A 15,898-nucleotide genomic window follows, 5' to 3' on the forward strand; every position below is an offset into this window, starting at 1 on the left:
GCAATCTAGCAGACTCGCGCCCCCCGTGGGGAAGGGAAGCGGGCATCGCCGGGCAGGGGGCGTATAATGGCGCGCTTCACCTCCGCGCAGGCATTGCGCAAAACATGCCGGCACACCGCCGGCCAAGCAGGCATCGGGAGCATTTATGGCGGGTCATTCCAAATGGGCCAACATCCAGCACCGCAAGGGTCGTCAGGACGCCAAGCGGGGCAAGGTCTTCAGCAAGCTGATCAAGGAAGTCACCGTGGCGGCGAAGATGGGCGGCCCCGACCCCACATCCAACCCGCGCCTGCGCCTGGCCATCGACAAGTGCAAGGGCGAATCGATGCCCAAGGACAACATCGAGAACGCCATCAAGCGCGGCGCCGGCCTGCTCGAAGGCGCCAACTATGAGGAGTCGCGCTACGAAGGCTACGGCATCGCCGGCGCCGCGGTGATCGTCGACTGCCTCACCGACAACAAGACCCGCACCGTCGCCGATGTGCGCCATGCCTTTTCCAAGTATGGCGGCAACCTGGGCACCGACGGCTGCGTGGCCTTCCAGTTCGATCACGTGGGCCAGCTCATGTTTGCCCCCGGCACCGACGAGGACGCGCTCATGGAAGCCGCGCTCGAAGCCGGCGCCGACGACGTGGTCACCAACGACGACGGTTCCATCGAGGTCATCACCGATCCGGGCGAATTCTCCGACGTGAAGGAGGCGCTCGAAGCGGCCGGCTTCACCGCCGAGATCGGCGAAGTCATCATGAAACCGCAGAACGAGACCGAACTGACCGGCGACGACGCGGCCAAGATGCAGAAGCTGCTCGACGCGCTCGAATCCCTGGACGACGTGCAGGAGGTCTACACCAGCGCGGTGTTCGACGAGGAATAATCCACCGGGCCGCCCACGGCGACACCGGCCAATCCGGCCGCTGTCGCCGTTTTCACGTCCGTACTTTCCGTTTATGGTTGGGCACTGGACACACAGCCGGACCGAGGAGCCCCCGCCCCCATGGACACCCTGCTGCAACAGATCGTCAACGGCCTCGTGGTCGGCAGCGTCTATGCCCTCGTGGCGCTGGGCTACACCATGGTCTACGGCATCCTCGGCCTCATCAACTTCGCCCATGGCGAGGTGGTGATGATCGGCGCCATGACGGCGCTGCAGGTCATCGGCCTGCTCATGGGCGTGGCGCCGGACATGGCGCCACTGTGGATGCTCGCCATCGCGGTGGCGGTGGCGGTGGTCGTGTGCATGGCGCTGGGCTACCTCATGGAGCGCCTGGCCTACCGGCGCCTGCGCAACGCCCCGCGCCTGGCGCCGCTGATCACCGCCATCGGCCTGTCCTTCCTGCTCCAGACCCTGGCCATGATCTTCTGGGGGCGCGGCAACCACAGCTTTCCGCAACTGATCGCCACCGCCCCGATCACGCTCGTCGGCGACGTCGTCATCACCCCGGTGCAGATTGCCATCATCGTGATCTCGGCGCTCATGATGGGCGGCCTGCTCATGCTGGTGAACCGCACCCGATTCGGCCGCGCCATGCGCGCCACCGCCGAGAACCATCGCGTGGCCCAGCTCATGGGCGTGAACACCCACGCCATCATCGCGCTCAGCTTCGTCATCGGCGCCGGCCTGGCCGCCGTGGCGGGGGTGATGATCGCCTCCAACTACGGCATCGCCAACTATTCGATGGGCTTCATGCCCGGCCTCAAGGCCTTCACCGCAGCGGTGCTCGGCGGCATCGGCAACCTCGCCGGGGCAGTGGTGGGGGGGCTGGTGCTGGGGCTGGTGGAGGCCGTCGGCGCCGGCTACATCGAGCACCTCAGCTTCGGCTTCCTCAACTCCAGCTACCAGGACATCTTCGCCTTCACCATCCTCGGCCTGGTGCTGATCTTCCGCCCCACCGGGCTGCTGGGCGAGCGGGTGTCGGACCGGGCCTGATGGAAGAGATCGCCCGCCTCATCCCGGTGCTCGGCCGACGCAACCCGAAAGCCGCGACCTGGCTGGTGGCGCTCATTGCCCTCGCCGCGCCCATCGTCGCCAACCTCGCCTTCGGCCGCAGCTGGCTGCGCATCCTCGATTTCGCCCTGCTCTACATGCTGCTGGCCATCGGCCTCAACCTCGTGGTCGGCTACGCCGGCCTGCTCGACCTGGGCTACATCGCGTTCTACGCGGTGGGCGCCTACACCTGGGCCTTTCTCGCCTCGCCCCATTTCGGCCTGCACCTGCCCTTCTGGCTGGTGCTGCCGCTGGGTGCGGCCTTCGCGGCGCTGGCCGGCGTCACCCTCGGCTTTCCGGTGCTGCGATTGCGGGGCGACTACCTGGCCATCGTCACCCTCGGTTTCGGCGAGATCGTGCGCATCTTCCTCAACAACCTGAACCAACCGATCAACATCACCAACGGCCCGCAGGGCATCGGCAGCCTGGATTCCATCCACCTGTGCCTGGGCGACCCGATGGCCGTGGCCGGCGAAAGCGTGCTCGACGCCCTCTGCCACTGGCAGTTCGGCACCGGCATTCGCCTCGGCGGCTTCCGCATCCATTACCTGTTCCTGTTCTACTACCTGTTCCTGCTGGTGGTGATCGGCGCCATCGTGTTCATGCACCGGTTCCAGGTCTCGCGCATCGGCCGCGCCTGGGCCGCCATGCGCGACGACGAGTTCGCCGCCAAGGCCATCGGCATCAACACCCGCAATCTCAAGCTGCTGGCGTTCTCCCTGGGCGCCACCTTCGGCGGCGTCTCGGGCGGGCTGTTCGGGTCCTTCCAGGGCTTCGTGTCCCCCGAATCGTTCTCGCTCATGGAATCCATCGTGGTGCTGGTGATGGTGGTGTTCGGCGGCATGGGCAACATCGCCGGGGCCCTGGTGGGGGCGCTGGTGCTCAGCCTGCTGCCCGAACTGCTGCGCGAGGTGGCCGTGCCCCTGCAGCAGGCCCTGTTCGGCACCGTGCTGCTCGACCCCGAAGTGCTGCGCATGCTGCTCTATTCGCTGGCCATGATCCTCATGATGTTGCTGCGCCCGCGCGGCCTCATCCCGGCCCGGGCACGCTATGCGCGAGCCGAGCACACCCGCGAGGCGAACGCATGATCACGCTGCTCGAGGCCCGCGGCATCGGCAAGCGCTTCGGCGGCATCACCGCCCTGGACGACGTGAGCCTCACCATCGGCCAGGGCGAGGTCTATGGCCTCATCGGCCCCAACGGCGCCGGCAAGACCACCTTCTTCAACGTGCTCACCGGCGCGTACACGCCCGATGGGGGCGCGTTCGTGTTCGAAGGCAGCGCCCTGCCCACCGGAAAGCCCCACCGGGTGGTCGAAGCCGGCATCGCCCGCACCTTCCAGAACATCCGCCTGTTCGGCGGCATGACCGCGCTCGAGAACGTGATGGCCGGCCACCACATCCACACCCGCGCCGGCGTGTGGGGCGTGCTCACCCGCAACAAGCAGCAACGCGAGGAAGAACGCCTCACCACCCGCCGAGCCCTGGAACTGCTCGACTACGTCGGCATCGGCCGCCACGCCCACGCGGTGAGCACCCGCCTGTCCTACGGCGACCAGCGCCGCCTCGAAATCGCCCGCGCCCTGGCCACCGAGCCACGCCTGCTGGCGCTCGACGAACCGGCCGCCGGCATGAACGCCACCGAGACCGCGCAACTGAAAACGCTCATCGAACGAATCCGTGCCGACGGCGTCACCGTGATGCTCATCGAGCACGACGTGAAGCTGATCATGGGCCTGTGCGACCGGGTCGCCGTGCTCGACTTCGGGCGCAAGATCGCGGAGGACGTGCCTGCCGAGGTGCAGCGCCATCCGGCGGTGATCAAGGCGTATCTGGGGGGTAGCGTCACGGAGGTGAAGGCGGGATGACCGGCACGCTCCCGCTCTTGCGCCCGGCTCACTCCTCCCCCTTCAAGGGGGAGGCTGGGAGGGGGATGGGGTTATCGACGCGAATTGAACAACCCATCCCCACCCCAACCCTCCCCTTGAAGGGGAGGGAGCCCGCTGGCGCAGATCAGCGCCATCAGCCACGAACTCGGGGGCACCAATGACGACGCCCCTCCTCGACCTCAAGGAGGTCCGCGTCAACTACGGCGCCATCGCCGCCGTCAAAGGCATCGATCTCAGCCTGAACACCGGCGAACTGGTGTGCCTCATCGGCGCCAACGGCGCCGGCAAGACCACCACCCTGGGCGCCATCGCCGGCACCCTGCCGCTGGCCGGCGGCCACATCCGCTACCAGGGCCAGGCGATCGACACCCTGCCCGCCCACCAGCGCGTGCGCGCCGGCATCGCGCTCGTCCCCGAAGGCCGCGGCATCTTCACCCGGCTCACGGTGGAAGAGAATCTGCGCATGGGCGCCTACAGTCGCCGCGACCATGCGATCGCGTCCGATCTGGAGCGCATGCTGACGCTTTTTCCGAGACTGCGCGAACGCCACACCCAGATCGCCGGCACCCTCTCCGGCGGCGAACAGCAGATGCTCGCCATCGCCCGCGCCCTGCTCTCGCGCCCCAAACTGTTGCTGCTCGACGAACCCTCCATGGGCCTCGCCCCGCTCATCGTCGAGAAGATCTTCGAGGTGGTGCAGCAGGTGAAGACGGAGGGCGTCACCGTGCTGCTGGTGGAACAGAACGCGAACCTCGCGCTGGAATTCGCCCAGCGGGGCTATGTGATGGAATCGGGCCGGGTGACGCTGGCGGGGCGCGGGGACACGTTGCTCGCCGACGAACGCGTCAGGGCCGCGTATCTGGGCGGGTAAGACCCGGGCGCCGCTCTACCGGTCCATGGCCCGCAGCGGATCGAGCGCCTTTCGGGCGAGATGCGGTGGAGGGGCGAGGAGCGGAAGGGCGTCGTGCGAAGACGACCGCCTTCCGGAACGACAGTGATGCCGTGATTCACGCGCTATCCGACCAACCCGGCCATTTCCGAATACGGATCCCAGGACGGATCCCGATGAGGTTCATATTCCGTCCACAGCTCGATCCATTTCCCCACGTCTTCGCCATATAGACGAGAGATGAGCGCATGGGTCATGTCGATCCCCGCGGCAATGCCCGACGCGGTGATGATGTTGCCCAGATCGACCCAGCGCGCTTTTTTAATCCAGTTGACGCGCGGCCCGGGCGCCGTCGCTTCATTCCACAGCAGTTTGTTTGTCGTGGCCTCGCGCCCATCGAGTATGCCGGCTGCGGCGAGCAAGGAAGCGCCGTTGCATACCGACATGACGATCTCGGCACGATCTGCCCGAGCCCGCAGCCAATCCAGCGTTGGCTGATCCTCGACCAGCGGCACGGCGCCCCAGCCTCCGGGCACGATCAGGTAATCCAGGTGCGGCGCGTCCGCATAACCATAGTCGGCGACGGTCCGGACGCCCCCATGGGATGGAATGTCGCCTTTCTCCGAGGCAACGGTGACCAGTTTCACGCCCACCATGTTGCTCTTGTCGCCCCACAGCTTCGATGGTACGAGATTGATGTTGGACCACAGATCCATCGGGCCGTAGACATCGAGCAATTCAAATCCCGGAAATATCAGAATGCCCACGGTTTTGTGAATCGCAGGCTCCACTTGTTCTCTATCCAGCATATCCGGTCTCAGACCGGCAATTTCCGACAACTCCATTGCTCTCTCCTTTGGGAAGTTGCGACCAGGGGGCCACATACGGTGAATCAGGTCATGGCCATGAAAAGTTAAGCGCGACTTCTTTTTTTAACTTGGCCGCACAGTCAAAAACGTGTCCTGTACTCGTTCGGCGTTACCGACAGTTCTCTCTGAAAAGCACGTCGCATCTGCTCTTCGGTATTGAATCCACATTTCCGTGCGACGGTCTTCAGGACGACGTCGCTATTCTCCATCAGCATGCGCGCCTGACAGATGCGAAGACGTTCGACAAATTTCCCCGGCGTCTCGCCACGCACTTCCTTGAACTTTCGCGCGAAGTTCCTCTGGCTCATATTGACCCGCTGCGCCAGCATTTCTATGGAAAGATCTTCAGACAGGTTCTCGATCATCCAATCCACAAGCGCGCCAAAGGGGCTGTCCGACTGCGACATCAGAAAATCGCTGAATTGTTTCTGGCCACCCGGACGCCGGTAGAACACCACCAGTTTCCTGGCCACGCTCATGGCGATCTTCTTGCCCACGTCCTCTTCAATCAACGCCAGCGACAGGTCGATCCCTGCCGTCACGCCAGCGGAGGTGTAGACATTTCCTTCCTGGATGAATATCGCATCCGAATCGATCTTCAGCTGTGGAAACAGCCTCCGCATATCCTCACAGTACGCCCAGTGGGTGGTAATACGCTTCCCATCCAGCAAGCCCAGGTCTGCAAGCAGAAAGGCCCCGGTACATATGGACACCAACCTGCGGACGTTTCCGGACTGCGCGCCTATCCAGTTCAGAAGTTCCGAATCCTCCAATACCTGCCTGATGTTCTCAGCGCCCGGCACAATCAAGGTATCCAGCGATGAAGGACAGCTTTGAAAATCGTAGTCCGGAACAATCTCGATTCCGGAGGAGACTTTCAGCGGCTTTCGGGTCTTGGAAACCAAAAATACGTCGTAGCCAATCGACGCCCGGGCTTTCTCCAGTAAATGTCGAGCCGATGAAAAGACCTCATGCGGACCGGTCACATCAAGCACCTGCGCTTCCGGAAAGATGAGCACTCCAATGCTTCGCGTTTCTGTGGCGATATCCATCAATGCATTCCTTGAGTCGAGACTAGCAAAGCGATTTGCTGGCAGCAAAGCCATTGTTGCAGCAAAAACAGCCAGAGTTATGCGCTTTGATGGTTCGAACCAACGAAGCCGGCCCAGATCATCAGGCCCACCGTTTTCATTGCATGGCGGTCGGCATTGGCGCCCGGGTTCAGTGGAACTTGGTCAGGAGGTCCCACGGACACCGATTGGTTTCATGGCAAGACGCGCCAATTGCCGCTAGGCTGAAGGCATTGATCGCTCTACCGTATCTGCCGGCCGCACCAGCCAACGATGTCAGCCAATCGGAACCGCCCATGCACGAGAGCACCCCGATCGACGAGGGCCTTCGGAAGGCCGAGGGCACTGGCGGAGCGCGATTTGGCGCCCTAAGCGCAAGGGCAATCCCATGGCGTTGAGCGAACTGGAACTGAAGCGGGTCGAACGGGCGGTGGGCCGCTACCTGAAGAAGCATCGCCCACCGCCGCACATCCGCCCCGAGCTGGACGTGGAGGCCCGCATCCAGGGCCAGTCGGTGGAACTTGTCGAATTGCGCCCGGCATGGCGCGGCGATCCGGGCGAGATCACGGAGCTCCCCTTCGCCAAGACAACCTTCGTGCGTACCCAGCATGTCTGGAAGGTATTCTGGCGGCGGGCGGACCTACGCTGGCATGCCTACGATCCACCGACGGCGCGGACCATCGACGATGCCCTGGCCCTGGTGGACGAAGACGCCTTCGGTTGCTTCCGTGGTTAGCCCGGGCTTCCGGGGCGACGAGCGTCTCGACATGCTGGAGGAGAAGGTGATGAAGCTCGAAGGTTCCTGCCACTGCGGCGCGGTCCGGTTCCGCCTGGAATCGGCTCACCCCTACCCGTTCAACCTCTGCTATTGCTCGATCTGCCGCAAGACGTCGGGGGCGGCGGTTATGCCATCAACCTCGGCGGCGCCCACGACACGCTCGAGGTCGACGGCAAGGCGCACCTGCGGGTCTATCAGGCGATGGTCCAGGCCCCGGGGGAATCGCAACCCCGCCAGAGCCCGGCGCAGCGGCATTTCTGCGGATTGTGCGGCAGCCATCTGTGGCTGTGGGATCCGCGCTGGCCGGAGCTGGTGCATCCGCTCGCCTCGGCCATCGACACGCCGCTGCCCGTCCCGCCCGAGCGCACGCACCTCATGCTCGACTCGAAGGCGTCGTGGGTGCAGGTGCACGCCGACCCTCAGGACCGGCGCTATCCGGCCTATCCCGAGGAATCGATCGCCGAGTGGCACCGGCGCCTCGGTCTGGCGTAGGCCGGTCCGCCTCCGGGAACGACCTCGACCGGGGCGGGGCCGCCCGCCACGAACGTCAGGGTGCGACTTTGGAACTCGCCGACGCGGCTGCCCGCGCGGCCGCGTCGAGCCGCTTGGATTCGCTTTCGATCAGGGTACGCAAGGACTCGATCTGCTTCACGTTGCGCGTCGAGCAGGTGATCGCATCCACCACGCCGTTGCCATAGTCACGCATCGAGCGCATCGCCTCGTCGGGCGACTCGACACCGCAGGCAACCGCTTCATGCCGGGACCGGGCATAACCCCGCACGCGCAGCGCCATGTCCTGGCGATTGCGTCGCCGCTCCTGCTCGCGTGCCGCCCGGGAACGCCGTGACCGTTCCCGGCTGGACACCCCGTCGACACGCACGAACAGCCACGCCGCCACCAACACGACCAGGAACAGGCCCGCGAACAAGAGCAGCACGACCCCGCCGCTGGACACCAGGCTGTCCAGCACATCAAAAACCGGCACTGCGGCGGTGTCGTTCTCCATGGGTGACTCCCTGCCGGACGCTCCTCTATCCACCGGAGGCGCCCAAATCATCGATAAGCCCCTGACCGGGGCGTTGCGCACGGACGTGTTGGCACGCCGGGCAGCCGGCCATGCACATCGCGCAAACCTGAAATGCGAAACGCGTCATGACTTCGACACGCTGTCGCATTTTTGGCGATATTTTAATTTACGCTAGAAACGGGCGCGCGTGACATAGTTGTGCGCGACCGCGACATCGCGCCCCCAAGGAATCACCCCACGACGCAACGGATGGGGCTCGCGGCCAGCCCGATGGCGTTCGGCCGGACGGATCATGTCCGGTGGTCAGCCCACCCTCACCCCAGAAGCGGCACCATGATCCGCGTGCGCAGCGCCAATGGCGGCGTCGATGCCGGGTCGTTCAGGTATTCCTCGAAGCAGGGCGCCTCGGCCAGCTCGTGGCCCTCTCGGGCGATCCAGGCAAAGACCCGCTGGTAAGCCGCTTCGAGTTCGGCATAGGGGCCGACATGGATGAGGCAGGCATACGGCCCGGCCGCCATCCGCAGGGGCATCACCTCGCCCTCGGCCGCGTCGGTCGGGGCACCGAGGCAGGCGGCCGAACGCAAATCGCTGCGCGCGACCACGGCCGGATCGTCCCAGTAGGCGCCGAGCAGGCGAACGTGCGGACCGAGCATGCCCTTGGGGCCGGCCCACAGGCACAGCCGGTCGAAGGCCTGGCCGATGCCCATGTAGTCGCCGCGATGGCGAATGCCCACGAGGTCGAGGGCGGGGAGGGTGTCGATGCGGATGTCGTCCATGTCGAAGGGCTCCGGATTCAGATGGAGAGTCGGCGCGGCCCAGGATTGGCGGAGGGCACGATAGGCGCCCGGGGGGATGCCGAAGTGACGCTTGAAAGCCCGGCTGAAGGCTTCCGGCGAGCCATAGCCCGCGCGCCGGGCCACCTGTCCCAGCGGCCGATCGGCATCGAGCAGCTCACGCGCCGAACGATGAAAACGCAAGCGCCGCACCGTCTCGGCCAGGGTCTCGCCGGTCAGGGCGCGATAGAGCCGATGGAAATGGCACGTCGACACGTGCGCCACCTCGGCAACACGATCGAGGCTGAGATCGTCGTCGAGGTGGGCATAGAGAAACTCGATGACGCGGGTCATGCGCCGGATGAGCTGCGGAGGTGCCATGGATGCGTCCGTTCGTGCGCGATGCATGCATCCTAGCGGGACTCGCCTGATCGTTCTTGCGCGATTGACGGCCGAGGCATTGTGTCCCTCACGCGCCCGTGCTAAAACCCAATTTTCATAGCACAAGAACATCGTCATGACCTGGACATACGATCAATCCTCCGGGCATCTCTATCACAATGGCGCCCCTGTCCCCGGCGGGATCGGCTATGCGGGCCGCGGCGCGCACAAGAATCGCCCTGCGTCGCAGAATCTGCGCAACCGGGGGCCCATCCCCCGCGGTGCATGGCGGATCGGCGGATACACCAGCAGCAAGGGGCCACTGACCATCACCCTGAGCCCCAAACCGGGTACCAACACCTTCGGACGCAGCGCATTTCGCATCCACGGTGACAGCGCCCGTCATCCCGGCGCGGCGTCGGAGGGCTGCATCATCATGCCCTACGCCGTTCGCAGCCTGATCATCACCTCCGGGGACCACGATCTTGAAGTGGTCCAATAGCATGGCCTCGCTACGCACCACCTGGCGCTGGTTGCCCGTCGGGCTGCTTGCCGCCTTTCAGGTCGCCTGGGCCGGCGAGACCATCCCGCCGTGTTTCGGTCCGGACAACTACGCAACCCAGGCCGCCCTGGCTGCGCTGGTCAATACCGGCCGCGTCACCGATGCCTCGGCGTTTTATCGTGACGACGAGACGCCCTATGGGCTCAAGACCGAACTGCTCGATGCCGAACGCATCGGCCGTCATGCCGGTCCCGGGCTTGCGGAAACCGATGTTTATCGCCAGATTCAGAAAATCGTCGTACACACCCGGTCGGGCACCGCCTTTTCGATGATCACGATCAGTGAGACGAGCCGCGCCGAATGCGCAATGGCAGCCCCCACGGTGGTGCTGCTGTCACCGCAATACGCGGCTCTCCAGGTCGGAACCTCGGTACTCGAATCCGGGCGGTCGCAGGCCTCATCGAAGGGCCACCGCCCCTAGCCCCGCGGCCGCCGCCACACCCCCAGCAACGCCCCCAGCTTGCGGCCGATCGACACCCGTTCGTCCGACAATGCGTCGAGGAAGTCCGACAGGCCCTTGGACTTCATCACCGTGTAGAAGGTGAGCCAGGTCATGCCGGCGAAGATGACGAGGAAGTAGAGCGTGCGCGCGACCGGCGAGAGGCCGTCGAGTTCGAGGATGTTCATGCCGAAATAGCCGGTCACGGTGGTGCCGATGAGGCCGAAGGCGGTGACCACGGTGAGGCGCAGCACGGTGTTGGCCTGGCGCCGCCCGGTGTCCTCCTCCAGGTATTCGGCCATGTCCTGCACCCGCTGGCGTACTTCCTCGTAGAGCTCTTCGGTGGCGAGGAACTCGGCGGTCTTGCGATACAGGTCGCGCGCCTGGATCTGGTCGGAGACGCGATGGAACCAGTAGCGGTGGGTGAAGCGCAGGAAGATCTCGCGCAGCTGGCGGATCTCGCGCTTGAAGCGCTTGATGGTCTCCGGGTCCTGGATGTCGAGGCGCTTGAGCGCGTACACCAGGCGGTCGGACATCATCAGCAGCGCCGCCTTGTGCATGTGCGGGATCAGGAACAGCAGGAAGTACTGGTGGCGGAACTCCTCGAGCAGGCTGCCGCCGGGGGTGTAGAAGTAGGGCACGCGCGCGCTGCCGACGAGCACGAAGGATTCGCCGCAGCCCATGTAGCGCGAGCCCGGCGTACCGCCGGCCTGGGGCACCCAGAAGCGGTCGTAGCAGAAGCGCTGTTCGAAGTCCGGCACCCGCACCGGCATGCGCCCGGGCGGGCCGGAGGCGGTGATGAGGCCGAGGCGGACGAAGTCCGACGCGTCCAGGTCGCGCGGATCGCCGTCCACGGCCGCATAGGCCATCACCGGCATGCGGTGGTATTCGAGCTGGCGATAGCGCAGCGGACCGCTGCGGTCCGAATGGTGAGGCACCAGGGGCTGGAGGAGAAAATCCCAGTGGGCGGCGACCCGGGGCGCGCGGTAGCGACTCACGTGCTGCAAGAAGGCGTGGCGCTGCTCGTCGTCCGAGGTGGCGAGCACGCGGCCGTCCGCATCGAGCCATTCGGTGCGCTTCAGGCAATGGCCGGGGTCGCCGTTGGACTCCCAGTAGGTGGGGTAGGCGCGACCGAGGCGGAACAGGGTCTCCTGGGCGCAGTCGAGGCTGATGTCGTCGCCGTGGAGCTCGACGTTGAGCACCGCGATGTCGAGGTCGAAGAAGAAATACAGGTCGATGTGGGCGATGTCGAATTCGGCCGGCGCCAGCGCGTCGCCCGGATAGGTGCAGCGCACCCGAGCCACGTCGCGACGGCGGAACACCCGGATCGGCGATTCGCCCGGCGCCCCGCCGCGGGTGCGGCCCTCGCCGTAGAGAAAGCGCTGCACATGGGGCAGGAAGGTGACGAACTCGCTGTAGTGACGTTGCTGGAAACCGGCCGGGTCGTCGGTAAACTCGTCGTCCACCTCGCGCCACGGGTTATCGGGCCGCGCCTCTTCCAGCCACGCCCAGTGGCGGTGGATCTGGCTGCCCTCGCGCAGCGGCATCAGCTGCAGGGGCCACAGCAGGATCTGCCGGAAATGGCCGAGCCGGCGCGCGTCGCTCGCCTGGGTGTCCTCCAAAATCCCTCCTCCCGTCCGTGATGCCGTCGTGTTCGCAGTATAGGTCCAGGCGGCCGACGACATCGGCGTCCCGACGGTCCCTGCCGCCATCGACTTTGACGTTCACAACCCGTTCTTCTATGGGTTCACTGAGGGGTGTTCCCTCGCGTGAGGCGCGGCACCGGGCAATGAGGATGCGGCGCATGGACCACCGAGCCGCGTTGTCGTCGAGAGGAGAGACATCATGCACACCAAGGCCATCCTGACCCGGGACGACGTCGCCCGTATCCTGGCCGCCGCGCGGGCGGAAGCAGGCGCGCACCCATGGGCGGTTTCCATCGCCGTGGTGGACGACGGCGGCCATCCGCTGGCGCTGGAGCGCCTCGACGGCTGCGCGCCCATCGGCGCCTACATCTGCATGGAGAAGGCACGCACGGCGGCCCTGGGGCGGCGCGAGTCGCAGGGCTACGAGGACATGATCAACGGTGGCCGCACCGCCTTTCTCTCAGTGCCCCGACTCAGCGGCCTGCTCACGGGCGGGATCCCCATCCTCGTCGACGGTCAGGTGGTGGGCGCGATCGGGGTGTCCGGTGTCCAGCCCGATCAGGATGCTCAGGTGGCCCGGGCGGGCGCAGCCGCGCTCGGCCGGTCCTGATCGAGCACATAGCGCTGGGTCCGCCACACGCGGATGCTATCGACGGCCAGGGTGAAATCGGCAAAGGAGAGCCGATCGAGCAGCGACAGATCGAAGGGGCCACCCAATTTCATGGCATTCAACAGGGCGCCGAACACGCGGATCACGACGGGGTCGTCGGTCTCCTGCAGGCGCGTCTGGAGTTGATAAAGACTGGACATGGCATGCTCCGGTGGGGGTTCTTGAACGGTCTCCGGTCCCATCCCTGATGTCCGCTCCTCTGCCGGGCGTTCGGACCGCTCGCCCAGAAACGAACGAACGGACGGAATTGTACGCCCATCCGGCACGCGACCTCCCGCGACACTCGGCCGCACCCCGACACGGGACGCAGCCTCATCGGTGCCACGGCACCGGTCGGACAGTCATGATGATTCGACGGGCGGCACCCCGGTGCATGGAGCGTTCGTCCGCAGCGCCCTGGCGCGCCACGTGCCGGCCCTCATTTGTCGTGCTTGTGCGCGGCCTTGAATCCCGCGCCGCCGGACTCGTCGAGCACGTTGGCGAACGCGCTCAGCGCCAGGCGATCGAAGGCGGGGTGACCGTCGACGGTTACCAGCGCGCGGGCGCTGGCCGCCTGGAGGCGCAGCCGTGCGGCCGCCGCCTCGGCGGCGCGCGCGCTGACCGCGGCGGCCTCCATTTCGGCGGCGCGCATCTCGAGCAGATCGGCGATCAGATCGCCGATCCGCTTGACCGTGATGCGCGCTGCGCCCGTGCCGCGACAGACCGCGTCGTCATCGGTCCGGTGCTTTCGATCGGGTGACATCGGCGTCCCTCCCTGGGCCGGTCGCCGTCCTCCCGCGGGTGCGAGCCCGCCACAGGACGCTTACTTTGGTTCTAGGCCACGCGGTGCCCCGGTGCAAACGCCAGGGGCTCGCACGGCTCAAGGGGCGACGATGCCGATGCGGAAGCCGTTCAGCAGCTGGTCCGCCCCCGGCGAATGCGGGCGCCCCCGGGTCTTGGTGTTGTAGGCCTCGGTGGCCTCCTTGCCGCACCAGGGCACGATCACCGACGGGCGGGTGGGATGGTCGGGCAGGTAGGCGGACAGGTCGTAGACCTGGCCGCGGATCGCCATCCAGCAGTCGCCCTCGGTGCCGTGGCGAGCCACCTCGGCAAGCGTGTAGGTCGGGACCGGAGGCGTGGCGGGCGCGCCGCCCGGTCCGACATCGGCGGCCGCCCGGACACCGATCACGAAGCACCAGAACAGGGCGGTGCCGACCCAGAAGAGCGTGCGCATCATCGGAACTCGAACCTCTCGAAATGAATGTGTTCGTCCGCGGCGCCGCGCGCACGCAGCAGCGCCACCGCCGCGTCCACCAGGCCCGGCGGGCCGCACAGGAAGCACTCGACGCCGGCCAGCGCGTCCGCCTCGGGCAGGATCGCAGCCAGGTCGGGCGCGCCGTCGCCGCTGGCGTGGGCCACCAGGGTCACGTCCGGATCGGCATCGGCCAGGGTGACCAGCTCGTCGTGGTAGGCCCCGTCGGCGGCCTCCCGGTACAGATAGATCAGACGCACCGGCGCGGCCACCGTGCCGGCACGCAGCAGCGCCATGAAGGGGGCGATGCCGATGCCGCCGGCGATCCACAGCGCCGGGCGGCCCGAACCGGCGGCGCCGAAATCGCCGAACGGCCCCTGCACCCGCGCCGCCACGCCCGCCTCGAGCGTCTGCATGTGCCGGGTGCAGTCGCCCAGCGCCTTGATGCCGACCCGCAGGCTGCCATCCGGCTCGATCGCGGTGAGGGTGAACGGGTGATATTCATGGCACCCCTGAAAATGCGGGCCGTCATGGAAGGCCACGAGCACGAACTGCCCGGCGTGCGCCGCCAGCGCCCGCGCCATGGGGCGCAGGGTGATTTCGACTACCGCGCGGGCCGGATGGGCCACCTGCGCGACCACGTGGGGGAGCGCGGCGAGCCCGCAGTCGGCCCGCAGCACGCGCCAGAACAGCACACCGATGGCCAGCACCGGCATCCACCACAGCCATTGCTCGAGCCCGAGCATCACCAGATGCGCCGGTGACACCACCACCGCCAGCGCCAGCAGGCCGTGCAGCGCCCGCCAGCGGCCGTAGGCGAGCCGTGGCGACAGGGCCACGCCGAGGCCGATCATCAGGCACAGCAAGGCGGCCCAGCCCAGCCACCCGGCCGCGCCCTGTTGCAGGGGGGCGACGCTTGCCCAGGCGATGGCGGGCGATTCGGGCAGCGCTTCCATCGCCAGCGCCACCGGATGCAGCAGGAGCACCAGATAGGCCAGCACGCCGAGGTGATGATGCCAGGCGTACATGCGCCCCAGCCCGCCCAGCACGCGGGCCAGCCAGGGCTCGCGCAGCATGGTGACCAGGCTGGCGAAAAGCAGGCCGTAGCCGAGCCAGCCGGTGACGATGGCCACGCTCCGCCACCCGCCCAGCGTCCCCGGCCAGGCCCACCACACCGGCCCGCCGACGAGCGCCAGCACCAGCATCGGCAGCAGGACGCGCGACACGCGCTTCATGGCGCCGCCCTCACCGGTCCCGGCGCAGGTGGGCGCAGGCATCGCGCCGCACCGACGGCAGGCGCAGGCCGCGCTCGGCCGCCCGCGCCTCCATGAGCCGATGGTGCTCGAGCTGGTAGGCGTGGCAGGCGTCGTAGTCGGTGAAGCTGCGGATGCGCGCCTGATGTTCGATGCGCTCTTCGGGGCTCATCAGCTGCCAGCCGACGGTGTTGCCCTCGTCGGCCCGCCACGGGCCGCGAGCACCGACCGACGCGGCCATCGCCAGCCCGAGCAGGGCCAGCACCGCATTGCGTCGCGATCGTGTCATGTCGGATCTCCCGCCGGGCACCCCCGGCTCATCAGGGGTGCTGGATGGCCCCACTGTAGCGCGCTGGCGCGTCGGCACCGTGACCTATGTCAAGCACATCGACCAAACGTCCACGCGCGTCTGTCCACGCGGTTTCCGGCCACTTAAGG

At 66.6% G+C, this 15,898-nt stretch carries 20 protein-coding genes and 1 pseudogene; 11 read left to right on the top strand and 10 right to left on the bottom strand.

The window, feature by feature from the left end:
* Nucleotides 1–145 precede the first annotated feature (145 nt).
* The 5 genes from G3580_RS17960 (at nucleotide 146) to G3580_RS17980 (ending at nucleotide 4,743) form a co-directional block, all read left to right on the top strand.
* Nucleotides 146–874 carry a YebC/PmpR family DNA-binding transcriptional regulator gene (locus G3580_RS17960; RefSeq protein ID WP_173767836.1) on the top strand — a complete coding sequence of 243 codons (729 nt, stop codon included), beginning with the start codon at nucleotides 146–148 and terminating at the stop codon, nucleotides 872–874.
* Between the two features lie 120 nt (nucleotides 875–994).
* Nucleotides 995–1,927, top strand: coding sequence for a branched-chain amino acid ABC transporter permease (locus G3580_RS17965; RefSeq protein ID WP_173767838.1), 933 nt, complete (start codon nucleotides 995–997; stop codon nucleotides 1,925–1,927).
* On the top strand, nucleotides 1,927–3,072 hold the full coding sequence (locus G3580_RS17970) for an ABC transporter permease subunit (protein WP_173767840.1): 1,146 nt from the start codon (nucleotides 1,927–1,929) through the stop codon (nucleotides 3,070–3,072). The genes G3580_RS17965 and G3580_RS17970 overlap by 1 nt, the downstream gene beginning before the upstream one ends.
* Nucleotides 3,069–3,851, top strand: coding sequence for an ABC transporter ATP-binding protein (locus G3580_RS17975; protein WP_173767842.1), 783 nt, complete (start codon nucleotides 3,069–3,071; stop codon nucleotides 3,849–3,851). The genes G3580_RS17970 and G3580_RS17975 overlap by 4 nt, the downstream gene beginning before the upstream one ends.
* Before the next feature lie 178 nt (nucleotides 3,852–4,029).
* The gene (locus G3580_RS17980; protein ID WP_173767844.1) at nucleotides 4,030–4,743 is read left to right on the top strand and encodes an ABC transporter ATP-binding protein; all 714 of its coding nucleotides are present in this window, start codon (nucleotides 4,030–4,032) and stop codon (nucleotides 4,741–4,743) included.
* 143 nt (nucleotides 4,744–4,886) lie between these two features.
* Here the strand turns inward: G3580_RS17980 and G3580_RS17985 are convergent, their stop codons facing one another.
* The gene (locus G3580_RS17985) at nucleotides 4,887–5,606 is read right to left on the bottom strand and encodes a DJ-1/PfpI family protein (protein ID WP_173767846.1); all 720 of its coding nucleotides are present in this window, start codon (nucleotides 5,604–5,606) and stop codon (nucleotides 4,887–4,889) included.
* Between the two features lie 104 nt (nucleotides 5,607–5,710).
* On the bottom strand, nucleotides 5,711–6,682 hold the full coding sequence (locus G3580_RS17990) for a GlxA family transcriptional regulator (RefSeq protein ID WP_173767848.1): 972 nt from the start codon (nucleotides 6,680–6,682) through the stop codon (nucleotides 5,711–5,713).
* 406 nt (nucleotides 6,683–7,088) lie between these two features.
* On the opposite strand from G3580_RS17990, the gene G3580_RS17995 reads away from it, so the two are divergent.
* From G3580_RS17995 to G3580_RS18000, 3 genes and pseudogenes are all read left to right on the top strand, one after another.
* Nucleotides 7,089–7,436 carry a DUF3024 domain-containing protein gene (locus G3580_RS17995; RefSeq protein ID WP_173767850.1) on the top strand — a complete coding sequence of 116 codons (348 nt, stop codon included), beginning with the start codon at nucleotides 7,089–7,091 and terminating at the stop codon, nucleotides 7,434–7,436.
* 49 nt (nucleotides 7,437–7,485) lie between these two features.
* A pseudogene (locus G3580_RS20515) lies at nucleotides 7,486–7,563 on the top strand (hypothetical protein); the annotation flags it as partial.
* Between the two features lie 5 nt (nucleotides 7,564–7,568).
* Nucleotides 7,569–7,970, top strand: a complete 402-nt coding sequence (locus G3580_RS18000) for a GFA family protein (protein ID WP_217424538.1) — start codon at nucleotides 7,569–7,571, stop codon at nucleotides 7,968–7,970.
* A 55-nt stretch (nucleotides 7,971–8,025) separates the two neighbouring features.
* Here the strand turns inward: G3580_RS18000 and G3580_RS18005 are convergent, their stop codons facing one another.
* Both G3580_RS18005 and G3580_RS18010 read right to left on the bottom strand, forming a co-directional pair.
* Entirely contained in the window at nucleotides 8,026–8,484 is a 459-nt protein-coding gene (locus tag G3580_RS18005) for a hypothetical protein (RefSeq protein WP_173767852.1), read from the bottom strand.
* A gap of 335 nt (nucleotides 8,485–8,819) precedes the next feature.
* Nucleotides 8,820–9,659 carry an AraC family transcriptional regulator gene (locus tag G3580_RS18010; protein WP_173767854.1) on the bottom strand — a complete coding sequence of 280 codons (840 nt, stop codon included), beginning with the start codon at nucleotides 9,657–9,659 and terminating at the stop codon, nucleotides 8,820–8,822.
* Nucleotides 9,660–9,795: 136 nt separating this feature from the next.
* Between G3580_RS18010 and G3580_RS18015 the strand changes: the two genes are divergently transcribed.
* Nucleotides 9,796–10,161, top strand: a complete 366-nt coding sequence (locus G3580_RS18015; RefSeq protein ID WP_173767856.1) for a tlde1 domain-containing protein — start codon at nucleotides 9,796–9,798, stop codon at nucleotides 10,159–10,161.
* Between the two features lies 1 nt (nucleotide 10,162).
* The gene (locus G3580_RS18020; RefSeq protein ID WP_173767858.1) at nucleotides 10,163–10,642 is read left to right on the top strand and encodes a hypothetical protein; all 480 of its coding nucleotides are present in this window, start codon (nucleotides 10,163–10,165) and stop codon (nucleotides 10,640–10,642) included.
* Here the strand turns inward: G3580_RS18020 and G3580_RS18025 are convergent.
* Nucleotides 10,639–12,282 carry a CorA family divalent cation transporter gene (locus G3580_RS18025; protein WP_228720711.1) on the bottom strand — a complete coding sequence of 548 codons (1,644 nt, stop codon included), beginning with the start codon at nucleotides 12,280–12,282 and terminating at the stop codon, nucleotides 10,639–10,641. The genes G3580_RS18020 and G3580_RS18025 overlap by 4 nt on opposite strands.
* Before the next feature lie 223 nt (nucleotides 12,283–12,505).
* Between G3580_RS18025 and G3580_RS18030 the strand changes: the two genes are divergently transcribed.
* A complete protein-coding gene (locus G3580_RS18030; protein ID WP_173767860.1) occupies nucleotides 12,506–12,916 on the top strand; it encodes a heme-binding protein in 411 nt (136 codons plus the stop codon).
* Here G3580_RS18030 and G3580_RS18035 read toward each other — a convergent pair.
* The 5 genes from G3580_RS18035 to G3580_RS18055 form a co-directional block, all read right to left on the bottom strand.
* Complete coding sequence (locus G3580_RS18035) at nucleotides 12,874–13,116, bottom strand: hypothetical protein (protein WP_217424539.1); 243 nt, start codon at nucleotides 13,114–13,116, stop codon at nucleotides 12,874–12,876. The two genes, G3580_RS18030 and G3580_RS18035, sit on opposite strands and share 43 nt — an antisense overlap.
* Nucleotides 13,117–13,394: 278 nt before the next feature.
* Nucleotides 13,395–13,718, bottom strand: coding sequence for a hypothetical protein (locus G3580_RS18040; protein WP_173767862.1), 324 nt, complete (start codon nucleotides 13,716–13,718; stop codon nucleotides 13,395–13,397).
* 117 nt (nucleotides 13,719–13,835) lie between these two features.
* Nucleotides 13,836–14,192 (bottom strand): cytochrome b5 domain-containing protein, encoded by a 357-nt coding sequence (locus G3580_RS18045; RefSeq protein WP_173767864.1) that lies wholly within the window; start codon nucleotides 14,190–14,192, stop codon nucleotides 13,836–13,838.
* Nucleotides 14,189–15,484, bottom strand: a complete 1,296-nt coding sequence (locus G3580_RS18050) for a ferredoxin reductase family protein (protein ID WP_217424540.1) — start codon at nucleotides 15,482–15,484, stop codon at nucleotides 14,189–14,191. The genes G3580_RS18045 and G3580_RS18050 overlap by 4 nt, the downstream gene beginning before the upstream one ends.
* On the bottom strand, nucleotides 15,453–15,749 hold the full coding sequence (locus G3580_RS18055) for a hypothetical protein (RefSeq protein WP_173767866.1): 297 nt from the start codon (nucleotides 15,747–15,749) through the stop codon (nucleotides 15,453–15,455). The genes G3580_RS18050 and G3580_RS18055 overlap by 32 nt, the downstream gene beginning before the upstream one ends.
* Between the last annotated feature and the right edge of the window lie 149 nt (nucleotides 15,750–15,898).

The sequence above is a fragment of the Nitrogeniibacter mangrovi genome, assembly GCF_010983895.1.
Lineage (GTDB): Bacteria > Pseudomonadota > Gammaproteobacteria > Burkholderiales > Rhodocyclaceae > Nitrogeniibacter > Nitrogeniibacter mangrovi.